Source organism: Streptomyces sp. NPDC058758, from assembly GCF_042746075.1.
Lineage (GTDB): Bacteria > Actinomycetota > Actinomycetes > Streptomycetales > Streptomycetaceae > Streptomyces.
On the sequence record NZ_JBHYPS010000019.1, the window covers coordinates 119,750 to 134,080 of the forward strand.

The 14,331-nt window shown below is 72.1% G+C and carries 12 protein-coding genes and 2 pseudogenes; 7 read left to right on the forward strand and 7 right to left on the reverse strand.

The genetic code is table 11. The annotated features are described in order from the left end of the window. Positions 1-398: 398 nt before the first annotated feature. Positions 399-665: a DUF1918 domain-containing protein gene (locus ACFW6A_RS22465; RefSeq protein WP_051804249.1), complete on the reverse strand. Its 267-nt coding sequence runs from the start codon at positions 663-665 to the stop codon at positions 399-401. Between the two features lie 196 nt (positions 666-861). Between ACFW6A_RS22465 and ACFW6A_RS22470 the strand changes: the two genes are divergently transcribed. The 3 genes from ACFW6A_RS22470 (at position 862) to ACFW6A_RS22480 (ending at position 3,346) form a co-directional block, all read left to right on the forward strand. Next, on the forward strand, positions 862-1,539 hold the full coding sequence (locus tag ACFW6A_RS22470; RefSeq protein ID WP_386642289.1) for a CBS domain-containing protein: 678 nt from the start codon (positions 862-864) through the stop codon (positions 1,537-1,539). Between the two features lie 236 nt (positions 1,540-1,775). Next, positions 1,776-2,462, forward strand: coding sequence for a CBS domain-containing protein (locus ACFW6A_RS22475; protein ID WP_386642306.1), 687 nt, complete (start codon positions 1,776-1,778; stop codon positions 2,460-2,462). After that, a complete protein-coding gene (locus ACFW6A_RS22480; RefSeq protein WP_386642293.1) occupies positions 2,459-3,346 on the forward strand; it encodes a universal stress protein in 888 nt (295 codons plus the stop codon). The genes ACFW6A_RS22475 and ACFW6A_RS22480 overlap by 4 nt, the downstream gene beginning before the upstream one ends. 43 nt (positions 3,347-3,389) lie before the next feature. Here ACFW6A_RS22480 and ACFW6A_RS22485 read toward each other — a convergent pair whose 3' ends face one another. From ACFW6A_RS22485 to ACFW6A_RS22495, 3 genes and pseudogenes are all read right to left on the reverse strand, one after another. Next, complete coding sequence (locus tag ACFW6A_RS22485) at positions 3,390-5,144, reverse strand: molybdopterin oxidoreductase family protein (protein ID WP_386642309.1); 1,755 nt, start codon at positions 5,142-5,144, stop codon at positions 3,390-3,392. 181 nt (positions 5,145-5,325) lie between these two features. Continuing rightward, positions 5,326-5,496 (reverse strand): annotated as a pseudogene (locus ACFW6A_RS22490) (hypothetical protein); the annotation flags it as partial. Between the two features lie 8 nt (positions 5,497-5,504). Further along, a complete protein-coding gene (locus ACFW6A_RS22495; protein ID WP_351846512.1) occupies positions 5,505-5,762 on the reverse strand; it encodes an SHOCT domain-containing protein in 258 nt (85 codons plus the stop codon). A 174-nt stretch (positions 5,763-5,936) separates the two neighbouring features. On the opposite strand from ACFW6A_RS22495, the gene ACFW6A_RS22500 reads away from it, so the two are divergent. From ACFW6A_RS22500 to ACFW6A_RS22510, 3 genes are all read left to right on the forward strand, one after another. Beyond that, complete coding sequence (locus ACFW6A_RS22500; RefSeq protein ID WP_351846367.1) at positions 5,937-6,674, forward strand: ABC transporter ATP-binding protein; 738 nt, start codon at positions 5,937-5,939, stop codon at positions 6,672-6,674. Positions 6,675-6,676: 2 nt separating this feature from the next. After that, a complete protein-coding gene (locus ACFW6A_RS22505) occupies positions 6,677-9,613 on the forward strand; it encodes an ABC transporter permease (RefSeq protein WP_386642296.1) in 2,937 nt (978 codons plus the stop codon). 483 nt (positions 9,614-10,096) lie between these two features. Next, positions 10,097-11,944: a vWA domain-containing protein gene (locus ACFW6A_RS22510; RefSeq protein ID WP_386642299.1), complete on the forward strand. Its 1,848-nt coding sequence runs from the start codon at positions 10,097-10,099 to the stop codon at positions 11,942-11,944. 188 nt (positions 11,945-12,132) lie between these two features. Here the strand turns inward: ACFW6A_RS22510 and ACFW6A_RS22515 are convergent, their stop codons facing one another. Next, positions 12,133-12,390: a hypothetical protein gene (locus tag ACFW6A_RS22515; protein ID WP_351846360.1), complete on the reverse strand. Its 258-nt coding sequence runs from the start codon at positions 12,388-12,390 to the stop codon at positions 12,133-12,135. Positions 12,391-13,060: 670 nt separating this feature from the next. On the opposite strand from ACFW6A_RS22515, the pseudogene ACFW6A_RS22520 reads away from it, so the two are divergent. Next, positions 13,061-13,503, forward strand: a pseudogene (locus ACFW6A_RS22520) (GNAT family N-acetyltransferase); the annotation flags it as partial. Between the two features lie 169 nt (positions 13,504-13,672). On the opposite strand, the gene ACFW6A_RS22525 reads toward ACFW6A_RS22520, so the two are convergent. Next, positions 13,673-13,936, reverse strand: coding sequence for a metal-sensitive transcriptional regulator (locus tag ACFW6A_RS22525; protein ID WP_351846357.1), 264 nt, complete (start codon positions 13,934-13,936; stop codon positions 13,673-13,675). Between the two features lie 51 nt (positions 13,937-13,987). Beyond that, a partial coding sequence (locus ACFW6A_RS22530; protein WP_386642303.1) for a TSUP family transporter occupies positions 13,988-14,331 on the reverse strand: 344 nt, incomplete at its 5' end.

The following is a 14,331-nucleotide window of genomic DNA, read 5'->3' on the forward strand; positions in this document are numbered from 1 at the left end:
CGGTCCCCCTTCAGGGCTCTGCCCGGCCGTGCTCCCCTCTGGCCCGGTCGGCCCCGACCCGGGCCGGAGGGCCCCGTTCGGCCCTGGTCCCGGCCGGGTCCGGAGGACGGGGTTCCGTGAGGAAGCGGGTCGGAGAAGGACTCCGCGAGGAGAACGACGAAGGACGGGCCCCGACGGCAGCCCGTCCGGTGACGTCACCGGCCGTCACGGTCCCTCGGGACGCCGTGATTCGTCGGGGTGGCCCGGTCGGGACGCGGCCCTCTGAAGCGGCTTCCCGTCGTGGACGGGGACGGCCGGCGTGGTGACGCTCACCGGCCGGATGCCGGAGTCCCTGCCCGCTGATCCGGCGGTGGGCCCGGTCATGGCGGTGCCCGGTGTCGTGGGCGCCACGGCGGCTTTCACCGACGTGGCGCAGCCGTCCGCGCTGAGCGGGGAAAATGCTGGACCCGGGCGTCCGGGCCGGGGAAGACGAGGGTGACCCGTCCGGTGTCCGACCAGCAGACGTCGAAGGGCGGGGTCCCGTCCTCGTGGTGCAGTGCCACGATCTCGCCGTCTCGTCCCTCGTCCCCGACGGTGGCACCACCGATGATCAACCGGTCGCCCACGCGGGCCCACAGGCCGGGGCGGGAACTCTCCGGGCTGTTCCGTGTTGCGGTGCGGTTCATGGCTGTCTCCTCCGGGCCGGCGGCCACGGGACGTCGGCGCCGCGGCCGTGTCGCCTCTCTTCACCCTGCGGGCATGCCCGTCACTCGCCATAGGGGCCAATGGTCCCGGAAGGGTCCCGTTCGGCACTCCTGCCGAGGACGTGGGCGCCGCAGGGTGGGATGGCGGGGAACGTCCGCCCGGCGAAGGAGAAGCGTCATGCGGCACCGCACCGTTTTCGAGGTGATGACGCACCGCGTGGTCACCGTCTCCCCCGGCACGCCCTTCAAGGAGATCGTGCGCCTTCTCGTGGAGCACGACATCTCGGCGGTGCCCGTCGTCGGCGAGGACCGGCGTCTCCTGGGCGTGGTCTCGGAAGCCGATCTGCTGAGGGACACCTCCGAACTACCGGATCTGGAGGGCCGCTGGGCGGGCGTCCGGCTTCTGTCCCGGGAACGGGGTCTCCCCGAGGCGGAGACGGCGGCCGATCTGATGACGTCGCCGGCCGTCTCGGCGCGGCCCGGCTGGAACCTCGTCGAGACGGCGAGGACGATGGACCGCAAAGGCGTCAAGCGGCTCCCCGTGATCGACGAGACGGGCCGACCGGTCGGGATCGTCAGCCGCACCGATCTGCTGCGGCCGTTCCTCCGCGGAGACACCGCGATCCGGGAGGAGATCGAGCACGACGTCCTGGGCGACACCCTGTGCCTCGCGCCCGACACGCTCCGGGTCTCCGTCGACGACGGGGTCGTCACCCTGACCGGCCGGGTCGAGGAGCGCGCGGACATCCCCGTGATCGTCAGGCTGTGCCGTTCCGTGGACGGGGTCGTCGCCCTGCACCAGTCGATCGACTACGCGTACGACAGCCTGGCCCTCGACGTGGAGCCACCCCGATGAACGCCCGCCCCGCGGCTCCGGTGATGGCCGACCACCGACGTGCGCGCACCGCCTTCGACCGGCGTCTGCGGAAGGGAAACGGGGAGCGCGTCGCGCTGGACTGCGATTTCGTCGAGGCGCTCGCCGAACTCGGCGAAAGAGCCGACCGAGGACGACGCCCCGGTCGCGGTCGTCCGGGACGGCTGAGCCGATCACCTGGTGACCGGGACGACGATCTCACACGAGAGGAGCGGATGATGCGGCACCGCCGGATCGAAGAACTGATGACCCGTGAGGTGGTGAGCCTCCGCGGGGACGCGCCGTTCAAGGAGATCGTGCGTGTGCTGGCGCACCACCGCATCACCGCCGTGCCGGTGGTGGACGGGACGAACCGGGTGCTCGGCATCGTCTCGGAGGGCGACCTCCTGCGGAAGACGGCCGATCAGGCCGCCGTCCCCGGGGACGCGCCCCCCGTGCCGGGACTGGAGGCGTGGGAGCGGGCGAAGGCGGAGGGAGCACGCGCGGAGGAGCTGATGTCCGCTCCCCCGGTGTGCGCCCGTCCCGGCTGGACGGTCGTGGAGGCCGCGCGTCTGATGGAGGTGCAGGGGGTCAAGCGCCTGCCCGTCGTCGACGAGCAGGACCGGCTGGTCGGCATCGTCAGCCGCCGGGACCTGCTGGGGATCTTCCTCCGCGACGACGACGACATCCGTCGCGAGATCACCGAGGACGTCCTCGCCGGCACGCCCGGTCTCGCGCCGGACGCCGTGAGCGTCGAGGTGAAGGGAGGCCGGGTCCAGCTCGGCGGCACCGTGCCGCACCGGGGCATGGTCCCGGGGATCGCGCGCATGTGCGCGGCGGTGGACGGAGTGGTCTCGGTTTCTTCCACCCGCCTCACCCACGAGAACGACGACGTCACCGCGTCGTCAGGAGGTGGACGGTCATGAACGACGAGGGCATCGTGGTCGGCATCGACGGCTCGGACGAGGGCATCGTGGTCGGGATCGACGGCTCGGACGAGGCGGAGGCCGCCGCCCTGTGGGCGGCGGACGAAGCCTCCCTGCGGGGCACGGGTGTCCGGCTGCTCCACGCGCGGCAGCCCTGGCCCGACTCCGTCTCCCGGGTCACGGCCCTGGAGACGGAGGACTCGTGGGCCGAGGAACTGCTGACGAGCACCGCGGCGGGACTGCGCGAGCGGCGTCCGGGCCTCTCCGTGTCCACCCGGATCGCGACCACCGGCCCCGTCCCGGCGCTGGTCGAAGCGGCGGAGGCGGGTGCCCTGCTGGTCCTGGGTTCGCGTGCGCTGAGCGGCACGGCCGGCTATCTGGTCGGCTCGGTGGGCCTGGCCGTGGCCGGTGTCGTGGAGCGTCCCGTCGTCCTGGTCCGGGCGACCGGCGGCGTCACTCCGGAGGGCCCTGTCGTGGTCGGGGTCGACGCGCGACAGCCCGCGGACGCGGTGCTCGCGTTCGCCTTCGAGGAGGCGGCCCGCCGCGGCAGCGCCCTGACCGCCGTCTACGCCCAGCAGCTCCCGTTCTACGCCTGGGGTCCCGCCATGGTGCCCGACCTGCGCCTCAGTGTGCAGCCGCAGGTCGAGCGCGCGCTGGAGGACACGTTGGAACCCTGGTGCGCGAAGTACCCCGAGGTCGCCACCACGGCCTCCGTGGTGATCGGATCGGCCGGCCTCGAACTCGTGCGGGCCGCCGCCGGAGCCGGCCTGCTGGTAGTGGGCCGGCGTACGCGCCGTTCGGCGATGGGCGCGCACATCGGCGGCGTCGCCCATGCCGTGCTGCACCACAGCCGGGCCCCCGTCGCCCTCGTACCGCACACCTGATCCCGGCAGGACCCCGGACTCGGGGGGCCGGTTCGGGCGGGGTTCAGCTCCCAGGGCGCACGGCCGGGCGCAGCCGTACCGCCGTGACCTTGTACTCCGGGCACGAGGTCACGGTGTCGGCGTGGTCCGAGGTCAGCGAGTCGACCCCGTCGGACGGGAAGTGGAAGGCGCAGAAGACCTGTCCGGGGGCGACGTCGCTCCCCACCCGGGCGATCAGCCTCGCCTGGCCGTGTCGGCTGTCCACCACGACGGGAGCACCGTCCTCGACTCCGTACCTCTCGGCGTCCTCGGGGTGCAGGTCGAGACGGCCCCGAGGAGCGAGCACGAGGTTGGCGCCGCGCCGGGTCGTGCTGCCGGAGTCGTAGTGGGCCCAGCGACGTCCGGTGACGAGCAGGAGCGGGTGGTCGGCGTCCGGTTCCTCTCCCGGCGGCGGGTAGGGCGCGGCGGAAAGCCGGGCGCGGCCGTTCCGGGTGGCGAACCGTTCGGTGGGGAGGGTGGACTCGCCGGGCTGGTCGGGCCGGGGGCAGGGCCACGGAACGGCTCCTTCCCGGTCGAGCCGGGCATGCGAGACGCCGGCGAAGACGGGGGCCACCCGCCCGCACTCGGCGAGGGTCTCCTCAGGTGTGCGGCATCCGAGGTCGTAGCCCATCGCCGCGCTCACCGCGTGGACGATGTCGAAGTCGCTGCGGGCCTCTCCCGGGGGCGTGACCGCCGCACGCACCCGCTGGAACCGCCGGTCGAAATTGACGAAGGTGCCGTCCTTCTCCAGCCAGGAGGCGGCGGGCAGGACGATGTCGGCGTGCCGGGCGGTCTCGCCGAGGAGCAGTTCGTCGACCACGACCAGCGGACAGGCGTGGAGCGCTTCGGCGACGCGCCGGCTGTCGGGGTCGGTGACGCAGACGTCCTCGCCGATGATCCACAGGGCCTGGAGCCGGCCGTCACGGGCCGCTTCGAACATCTCAGGGATCCTCAGGCCGGGGGCGGAGGCGATCGGCCGCCCCCGGACCGTCTCGGCCCGGGCGCGGGCCTCGGGGTCGGTGACGCGGCCGTGGACGGGGAGGAGGTCGGGCAGGGCTCCCCTGTCGGAGGCTCCCTGGACGTTGTTCTGGCCGCGGAGCGGGCTGATGCCGAACCCCCTGCCGCTGCCTCCCACGGCACCGCGCAGGATGGGCAGGTTGGCCAGGGTGCGTACGCCGTCCGTGCCGTGGAGGTGCTCGGTGACGCCGAGGCCGTACACGACGGCCGGCCGCTCGGCGCGGCCGTAGAGCCGGGCGGCCCTGCGGATGTCCCCGGCTGGGACGCCGGTGATCCCGGCGACCCGCCCGGGTGGATAGTCCGCCAGGAGCGCGGTGAGCTCGTCCGGTCCGGCGGCTCGGTCACGGAGGAACGCGGAGTCGGTCAGGCCCTCCTCGACGAGTACGTGGGCGAGGCCGTGGAAGAGAGCGACGTGGGTGCCTGGGCGGGGGCGGAGGTGGACGTCGGCATGACGGGCGAGTCCCACGGCCCGCGGATCCGCCACGACGAGGGCGGCGCCTTCGAGGGCGCGCTGGAGGAGACGGGCGCCGACGACGGGGTGGGCCTCCACCGGGTTGGCGCCGACGACGAGGGGGCAGTCGGCCGTCACGACGTCGTCGAAGGAGTCGGTGCCGCCGGCGCGCCCGAAGGTGGCGGTCAGCCCGGCGGCGGAGGGGGCGTGGCAGAGGCGGGAGCAGTTGTCGACGTTGTCGGTGCCTCTCACGGTCCGCAGGAACTTCTGGACGAGGTAGTTCTCCTCGTTGGTGGCGCGGGCCGACGAGATCGCGGCGACCGACCGCGGCGCGCAGCCCGTCCGCGACGACCCCGATCGCCTCGTCCCAGCTCACCGGGGTCAGGACGCCGTCGCGCCGTACCAGGGGTGTGGTGAGGCGCTCGGCCGAGGTGAGGTAGCCGTACGAGAAGCGGCCCTTCACACAGGCGTGCCCCTGGTTGACGGGGCCGTCACGGGCCGGCAGCACGGCGGCGACGCGCTCGTCCCGGACGACGACGTCCAGCGCGCAGCCGACTGCGCAGTATCCGCACGTGGTACGGACGCGGCCGGGGTCCGGTCGCCGGGAGGTGAGGCCACGGGCGGGACCGGGCGCCACCCTTTCCGCATCTCGACGACCTTCCACGGCGCGGCCTACGGTGCTCCGCTCCGGAGGGCGCTCAGCCGCCTCCGGTACTCCTCCTCGTCGATCTCCCCGCGGGCCAACCGCTCCCCGAGGATCCTCTCAGGCCCCATGGGGCCGTCCTGACGCGCCGGGCGTTCCACGGCGCGGTCAAGCGCTCGGAAGATCAACACGACGGCGGTGATCAGGAGTCCCCAGAAAAGGATCATTCCTGCCGACATGGCGAACCAGCCCCATCCGTTCATGCCGCCGCCGTTCCAGAACATCATGGCCACTCACGCTCCCGACGGCCGGGCCGGTGATAGCCGAGTGGACCCCGGCCGTTCCGACCTCCTTCCCCCACTGTGTGCCGTCCGGCGCTCCGAGCACAGGGCCGGTCGGTCCCGCGTGCGGTACCGACCGGCCGTGGCGGCCTGATGCCCCAGGGGTCTCGAATGGAAGGCATGAACAGCGACCGTCCCCTTCTGGTCGCCACGAGGGTCCGCAAGATCTACCGGACGGGCTCGGTGGCGGTCACCGCGCTGGACGATCTGGATCTCGTCGTCCGGCACGGGGAACTCGTGGCGGTGATGGGCCCGTCCGGCTCCGGCAAGACCACCCTGCTCAACTGTCTCTCCGGACTCGACGACATCGACGGCGGACGGGTCGAGATCGACGGTCACGACCTCTTCGCGATGTCGGACGCCGCGCGCACGGAGCACCGGGCCCGCACCATGGGCTTCGTCTTCCAGTCGTTCAACCTCATCCCGGTCTTCTCCGCGGCGGAGAACGTCGAGCTGCCCCTGCTCCTCGTCGGCACCCGGCCGCACGAGGCGCGCAGGCGGGCCCTGGCCACGCTCGAACGGGTCGGGCTCGCCCATCGGGTCGACCACCGGCCCAGCGAGCTGTCCGGCGGCGAACAGCAGCGGGTGACCATCGCACGCGCCCTCGTCGGGCGGCCGGCCATCGTGTGGGCGGACGAGCCGACCGGAAACCTCGACAGCGCCATGGCCGACCAGGTCATGGACCTGCTGTGCGGCCTCAACCGTGACGAGGGCCAGACGATCGTCCTGGTCACCCACGACAGCGCCATCGGGGCGCGCGTCCCCCGGCTGATCCGGATGCGTGACGGCCGGCTGGTCGACGACGTCCGCCAGTCCGTGGCCGACCGGGCCGTGGACCGCGACGTCACCCGGGGCTGATCATGTACCCGAACCTGCTCCTCCCCCTGCTCGTCGCACTGGCGCTCACCCTCGCCGCCCTCGTCCTGATCGCCGTCCGGCAACCGGTGTCCCGCAGGCTCGCCTTCCGGCAGGTGGCCCGGCGACGCACCGAGGCCGCGCTGGTGATCGGCGGATCGATGCTCGGCACGGCCATCGTGATCGGGGCGCTGGTCGTCGGCGACACCCTGAACTTCTCCGTGCGGCAGGAGGCGTACCGGACCCTGGGCCCGGTGGACGAGCGCGTCATCGCCCCGCCCGGCCCGGCCGGGCACACCGTCGCGGAGCGGCTGGCGGCCCTGACCGGTGACCCGGACGTCGACGGGGTCCTGACCGTCCGGGCCACGCAGGCGTCCGCCCTCGGCTCCACCGGGAGCCGGCCGGTCGCCGAACCGCGCGTCCTGGCCTGGCAGGTGGACTTCCCCGACGCCTCGCGCTTCGGTGCGCCGGGCGGCGAGGCGGGCCTCGACGGGCCGAACCCGGCGCCGGGCCAGGTCGTCGTCAACGAACCGCTGGCCCGGTCCCTGGACGTGCGCGCCGGAGACTCGCTCACCCTGTACCTGTTCGGGACACCCGGAACCTATCGGGTCGAACGCGTGCTGCCGGAGCAGGGCCTCGCCGGTGTGGGGCTCGGAGGGCGCCTGAACCGCAACGCGTTCCTGGCTCCGGGAACCCTGGACGCCGCCGCCCGCGCGGCGGGCACGGAAGCCCGCTCGGTCACCTTCGTGTCGAACCGGGGCGGCGTCGAAGGCGGAAACGCCCTGACCCCGCAGGTCACCGCCGACATCCGTGACGCCCTGGGCCCTCTGGCCGGGCAGGCGGCGATCGACACGCCGAAGCAGACGGTGCTGCGGGACGCGAAGCAGGCCGGGGACTCCCTCGGCGCGCTGTTCCTGATGATCGGGAGCTTCAGCATCATCGCGGGCGCCCTGCTCCTGGTGAACATCTTCGTGATGCTCGGCGAGGAGCGGAAGGCCCAGATGGGCATGGTGCGGGCGATCGGCATGAAACGTTCGCGGCTGGTCGGCTCCTTCGCCCTCGAAGGAGCCGTCTACGCGCTGATGTCCGCGCTGCCGGGCGTCGGCATCGGCATCGCCGTCGGCTGGGGTGTCGCCGTGGTGGCCGCGGAGATCTTCCAGGGCTGGTCGGTCGGCGGAAGCAGCATCCGGATCGCCTTCGACGTCACTCCCACGAGCGTCCTCAACGGGCTCGCCATGGGGCTGCTCATCGCCTTCGCCTCGATCCTGGCGACGAGCGTCCGCATCAGCAGGTTCAACATCATCGCCGCGATCCGCGACCTGCCCGCCACGCCCGGCCGGGGACCGCGCCGTCGGCGGGTGGCGTTCTGCGCCGCCCTGGCCGTCCTGTGCGCGGCCGCGGCCGTACCGGCCGTGGCACGCAGCCAACCGGACGCGACCTACCTCCTGCCGGCGCTCACCCTCGCCCTCGCCGCCCCGGCCCTGCTGCTCGTCCTGCCGCGGCACACCGTCACCACCGTGACCGCGGGTGCGGTCCTGGCCTGGACCCTCCTGGCTCCCGTGGCGCGCCCCCGGGTCTTCGACACGCCGTCGATGTCCGTCTACGTCGTCCAGGGAGCCCTCGCCGCGTTCTCCGCGGTGATCCTCGTCAGCGACAACCAGAAAGGGGTCCTCCGCCCCGTGCGACGCTTCCTGGAGCACCCTTCCGAGTCGGGGCTGGCCGCACGGCTCGCGATCGCCTATCCGCTGGCGAAGCGGTTCCGCACAGGCGCGACACTCGTGATGTACACCCTGATCGTCTTCGTCCTTGTACTTCTGACGGAGATCTCCGGGATCCTCCGAGCGGGCGTCGACGGGGTCGTGGACGACGCGACGGCCGGATACTCGCTCCGGCTCGACTACAACCCCCAGGCAGCGGGCGACGACCTGGTCGACGAGCTCCGCACCGGTCCGTCCGCATACGGGATCTCGGCCGCCACTCCCCTGCTGAACGCGAGCGGGCGGGCCACCGACCCGGGCCGCCGCGACCCGCGACCGCTGGACGTCGCGGCCGTCGGGGTGCCGGACGGCGCGATCACCGGCATCACCTTCCGCGAACGCCTCCCCGGCCTCGCGACCGACCCGGCGGTCTGGCGGGCGCTCGCCGACGATCCCCGCTACGTCGTCCTCGACGGCTTCTTCGGCAGCACGGGCGGACCGGCCGGCGACTACTACGACCCCGGAGACACCCTCGTCGTCACCGACCCGCGCACCGGACGCAGCGAACAGAAGGTCATCGCCGGCGTGCTCGGCAACGGGATGGTCTTCTACCCCGGTACCGGAGCCAGTTCGACCACGTATCCCGTCGTGATGAGCGAACGGGCGACGCTCGAACTCTTCGGCAGCCAGGCACAGAACGCATCCGCCCTGGTGAGGACGTCCCCCGGCGTCTCCCCCGACACCCTGGGGACCCGGCTGCAGGGGGAGCGCCTCTCCTCCAGCATGGTCGCCACGCCGATCGAATCGAACATCCGCCATCAGTTCGACTCCAGCACGGCCTTCTTCCGACTCATGCAGGGCTTCCTCGCTCTGGGGCTGGGTGTGGGAATCACCGGCCTCGGCGTCGTCATGGTCCGTGCGGTACGCGAGCGCCGCCGGACCATCGGCATCCTGCGGGCCCTCGGCTTCCGAGCCCGCACCGTACAGCGGTCCTTCCTCTGGGAGAGTGCCTTCGTCGCGTCGGAGGGAATCGTCCTCGGCTGTCTGCTGGGCGTGCTGACGACATGGCTGATGTACCGGAACAGTGCCGCTTTCGAAGGCCTCGAAGGCGGCTTCCCCGTCGAGTGGGCGAGCATCGGCGCACTGAGCGCGGCCACCTTCATCGCGTCGCTCCTGGCCACGCTGGGCCCGGCCCATCGAGCGGCCTCCATCCGCCCGGCCCGCGCGGTCCGCGTGACGGACTGAACCCGCGGACGGCGGGACGGGGCGAAAACCTCCGGAAACCCCCGCTTCGGCCCGACCGACCCCGTCCCTCGACACATCACCGTTCCTGGGAAACGGCAGCTGTTCCTGGTTCTCGCCTGCGTAGCCACGCGGCAGATGGCGGCTTCCCGGATCGCGGAGACGGTCTCGCGGGCCTGGGCGCCGCAGTGGGCGAAGGCCGCGTCTCGGCGTCAGCGGGGATGCGGGATGAGCCTCGGCGGGACGTCGGCGGGCGGGCCGACGACAGCGAGGTGCGCATCGAAGGACGGTACGCACATGCAAGTAAACGCTCTGTTCTGTCGACCCGCCCACTTATGGAGCAGAGAGAGTCTCATATACGGACAGTTAGATAAATTTCAGATCTGATGTGCTTCCTTTCTCTGGAGACCGTTCATGCGTCCGCAACGCCGTCAGCTCGCTCTGGGTGCCGCCGTTTTCGTCCTCGCGGGAGTGTCCGCTCCCGGAGTGAGGGCCGATGTCCCGGCACCCGCCGCCGACACGTCGGTGATCACCGTGAAGACCGGAGGAGACCGGACCGGTGACACCGGGGTCACCCCTCTCGCCGGGGTGCGGCTGGCCCTCTTCGCGGACGAGGCCGATGCCGAGCCGGTCGCGGACGCCTGGGCGCGGTGCACGTCCGACGCCGACGGGGACTGCAGCTTCACCGTGCCGGACACGGGGGGCGGGGGAGCGAACGCCGGGATGCGGTTCTGGGTGCGTCAGCTGCCCGGCGGGGTGCCCGCGGGCTGGTTCGCCAACCCGTCGCTGCGTACGGGCAAGGGCAGCGGCTCGGGTTCGGTGGAGTCGGTGTACCAGTTCCGGACCCCCGCCCTCGAAGGCGGGGAGACGTATTCCTCCCTCACGGACTTCATGCGCAGCACGGACTGGGCGGCGGTGCCGTACGTGGCTTCCGGCGGGATCTGGCAGCAGTCCCGGGTGAACCCGCCGCTGCCGTCGGCCTGCGGCCTGGACGTGGCGGTCGTCCTCGACCTGTCGGCATCGGTCGGCAGCGCGCTGCCGGACCTCAAGGCGGCGACCGACAGACTGACGGACACGCTCACGGGCACGCCTTCGCGGCTCGCGCTGTTCTCCTTCGACCGGAACTCCCCCAGCACGGGCACCGCCAACCACCCCGCCCTCATGCCGGTCTCCACCAAGGACGGCGCGCAGGCCTTCAAGGACCTGTACCAGGGGTGGACCCTCGGCTCCGGGACGAACTGGGACCAGGGGCTGAACGCGGTCGCGCAATCGGCTCCGGAGTACGACCTGGTGGTCGTCCTCACGGACGGCAACCCCACGCGTTTCGCCAAGCCGTACGCGGGAGACGGGACCAACACCCACTTCGCGGACGTCGAGAACGGGATCTTCTCCGCCAACGCGGTGAAGGCGAAGGGGTCCAGGGTCGTCGCCGTCGGCGTGGGCAAGGGTGTCGAAGGGATCTCGGGGATCAACCTGAAGGCGATCTCGGGCGAGGAGGCCTTCGACCCGGCGGACCCCGCGCCGCAGACCGCCGACTACTACCAGACGACCGACTTCGCGGCAGCGGGCGAGGCCCTGAGGAACATGGCCCTGGCGCAGTGCGAGGGCACGCTGTCCGTCATCAAGCAGATCGTGCCCGAGGACACGGAGGGCGAGGACGTCACCGGTGCCGAACCGGCCGGCGAGGGCTGGCAGTTCGACGCCTCGACCACCACGGCCGGGATCGGCGGGCTGCCGGACACCGAGACCACGGTGAGCGACGGGACGGGCGGGGTCGTCTTCAAGCCGACCTTCCCGCCCGGGGTCACGGACGCGGACGTCACGGTCGCCGAGGCCCAGCAGCCGGGCTACGAGCTGGTCACCCAGGGGGCGAAGAACGCGGTCTGCACCAACCTCGACGACGGCGAGCCGGTGGAGGTCACGAACACGGGGACGGCCTCCGCCCCTGCCTTCACGGTGGACGTGCCGCGTCTGGCGGCAGTCAGCTGCGTCGTCCACAACCGGCCGGCTCCGACGGAGCCGACACCCACCCCGACCCCGACGGATCCCACCCCCACCCCGACGGATCCCACCCCCACCCCGACGGATCCCACCCCCACCCCGACGGATCCCACGCCCACACCCACGGATCCGACCCCGACGCCGACGGAGCCGACGCCTGGCCCCACGCATCCGACCTACCCGCCGAACCCGCCCGGTGGTTACGGAGACGAATTGGCGGAGGCCGGTAGTGCCCGCGCGCAGTCGATCGGACTTGTCGCTCTGTTCCTCGCCACCAGCGGGTCTTCGCTCGCGGTATGGAAGCTGCGCCGACGCGGCAGGTCCGCCCTCTAGGTGTATCGATCACGAGCGTCGCTCACACGGGTGAGGAACGCTCGGGCGGATCCGAAGGAGGCGGCCAGGGGGTGCGCCTTGCCCCTCTCCGGTGGTTCGGTCCGCGTCCGGACCTCCGGGAGGCCGCTGGTCCGGAAAGGGACTTCGGACCGGCTCGGCCCTTCACCCGGCCCCGTGCTTCTACGGGATCAGGTCGGGCAGGCCCGCGGAGACGAGGATGCCGGCGCGGTCGATGGCGATGCGGCCTTCCTTGAGGACGGCGTGCAGGCGGGCGGGGCGGCGAGGGAGTCGACGTCGTCCACGGCGTTCGTGCCGCAGACGACGAGGTCGGCGGCCTTGGCGTGCACGGCCGCGGGCACGGTGGACGGGTCGGGGTCGTGCATGGTCTCCAGGAGGGCGGCGACGAGTGCGCGCACGCGGGTGCGGAGGTCGTCGACGGTGTCCACGATGCCGGGAGGGCGGCGGGGGAGGGCGACGGCGGCTCCGAGGGCGTCGATGCCGCTCGGGAGGCGGAAGGCGGCGTGCCCGCGGTCTGGCTCAGCATGCTCACCGCGACGAGGAACCGCGGCCCCGCGACGCGGCGCTCGGCCACCGCCCGCCGGAAGCCCGCGTCGAGCCCCATGAGGTCGCGCGCCGCGGTCACCCCGCTGCGCAAGGTGACGCGGAGCCGTTCGAGCACCTTCAGCGTCCGGTAGCCGACGGGTTCGCCCGCGCCCGCCAGCGGGCTCTCCACCGACCCCGGCAGGGCGAAGTACACGTGTGCGTCGATGAATCCCGGACAGACGGTCCGTCCGCCCAGGTTCACGCGGGTCGCACGGCACAGGTCGGGATCGTCGGGTGCCCGTCGGCGGGGCCGCACCGGCGGATGGCGGGCCCTCGGTCACCAGGACCGCGCCGGGGACCGGCGGGGCGCCCGTGCCGTCGACGATTCGGGCGTTGTGCAGCACGACGGGGAGGGAGGACACGGCAATCCTTCGGGACCCGAGCGACGGTGAGGTGATCGTGCCGCGCCGTGCGGTCCGGATCACGGAGCCGCTCAGCAGTGAGAAACGGCCTTCCGGCTTCCCCTCCGACTTCTACCTGGAAAACCAAGCGAGATGGACGCCTTTCCACTCCATGATCAAAAACAGCTGCCACTCCGTGGCCACGGATAAGGGAAACGACTGGTACGAGCTCTCCACGGATCCTGACCGCCTCGATGTCGAGCGCATGCACCAGTGGCTCTCGACGGACGCGTTCTGGACTCTGGGGCGGACCGGGGAAACGGTCGAGGCATCCATGGAGGGCTCACTGAACTTCGCCGTCTACGACGCCGACGGCAACCAGGTCGCCTACGCGCACGTGGTCACCGACCACGCCACCTTCGCCTGGCTCTGCGACGTACGGGTGGACCCGCCCACCGGGGCGGAGGGCTCGGTACATGGCCGGCGAAAGCCGTCCGCGACCACCTTGCTCCTTATCGGCTCAAGCGCGCCCTTCTGTCGACCCTCGACGCCCACGAGGTCTACGCGAAGGCTGGATTCGCTCTCGTGCCGAACCCCGACAGCTCCATGATCCTGACCCACGACGGCGCCGGGGTGAGGAGAGGGCGGCCCGCAGGGCGGCCGGGGCCACCGGGGCTCCGGCCGCCAGGGCGCGTGTCCTTTCCGCATCGATTGTTGGGGGCGGGTCGGGGGCTCCGGTTCGTTGCGACGTCCGGCTCCCTTGTCCGGCTGAAGGGACGGAGGGTCAGGCGAGGGTGAGGAAGAGCTTCTCCAGGATGTCCTGCGTCATGGGTGGGTTCTCGGAATCATCGGCGAGGCACTCGCGCATCCCGCTCGCCACGATCTTGAACCCGGCCCGGTCCAGGGCCTTGGAGACGGCTGCGAGCTGGGTGACGACATCCTCGCACTCTCTGCCGGTCTCGATCATGGCGATCACCGCGGCCAGCTGACCCTGCGCCCGCTTGAGACGGTTCAGGACGGGCTTCATCGATGCTTCGTTCACCTGCATGGGAATTCTCCTCCTCCCCCCATGGGGTACGCCCGGGGACGTGTCCTCGCGTTATCTCGGCGTCGCGTCCTGGCGAACGCGGTGTACCGGCTGTGGTCGTGCCGTCCTTGACCGCCTCCGGAGTCGGACGGCCGCCGTCGCCGCTCCCGCCGCGCCCAGGACCGCCCAGGTGACGGGGTGGGTCCAGAGGCCGGAGTCGAGCTGCCGGGTGAGGACGAAGACGCCCATGGCGACGACGAACCAGCCGAAGGCCTTGCGCAGTGCGTCCTGTGGGATGCGTCCGGCGAGGCGGGCGCCGGCCAGGCTGCCGAGGACGGCTGCCGTGGTGACGGTCAGGGCGAGGCCCCAGTCGATCGTCACGCCGGAGAGGTGTCCGGCGAGTCCGGCGAAGGAAT

Bases quoted from the DNA above. Each gene is read 5' to 3' on its own strand.
- ACFW6A_RS22495 (WP_351846512.1), bottom strand. From the start codon at position 5,762: ATGATGTTCTGGAACGGCGGCGGCATGAACGGATGGGGCTGGTTCGCC.
- ACFW6A_RS22470 (WP_386642289.1), top strand. From the start codon at position 862: ATGCGGCACCGCACCGTTTTCGAGGTGATGACGCACCGCGTGGTCACC.
- ACFW6A_RS22525 (WP_351846357.1), bottom strand. From the start codon at position 13,936: ATGCAGGTGAACGAAGCATCGATGAAGCCCGTCCTGAACCGTCTCAAG.
- ACFW6A_RS22505 (WP_386642296.1), top strand. From the start codon at position 6,677: ATGTACCCGAACCTGCTCCTCCCCCTGCTCGTCGCACTGGCGCTCACC.
- ACFW6A_RS22475 (WP_386642306.1), top strand. From the start codon at position 1,776: ATGCGGCACCGCCGGATCGAAGAACTGATGACCCGTGAGGTGGTGAGC.
- ACFW6A_RS22500 (WP_351846367.1), top strand. From the start codon at position 5,937: ATGAACAGCGACCGTCCCCTTCTGGTCGCCACGAGGGTCCGCAAGATC.
- ACFW6A_RS22465 (WP_051804249.1), bottom strand. From the start codon at position 665: ATGAACCGCACCGCAACACGGAACAGCCCGGAGAGTTCCCGCCCCGGC.
- ACFW6A_RS22480 (WP_386642293.1), top strand. From the start codon at position 2,459: ATGAACGACGAGGGCATCGTGGTCGGCATCGACGGCTCGGACGAGGGC.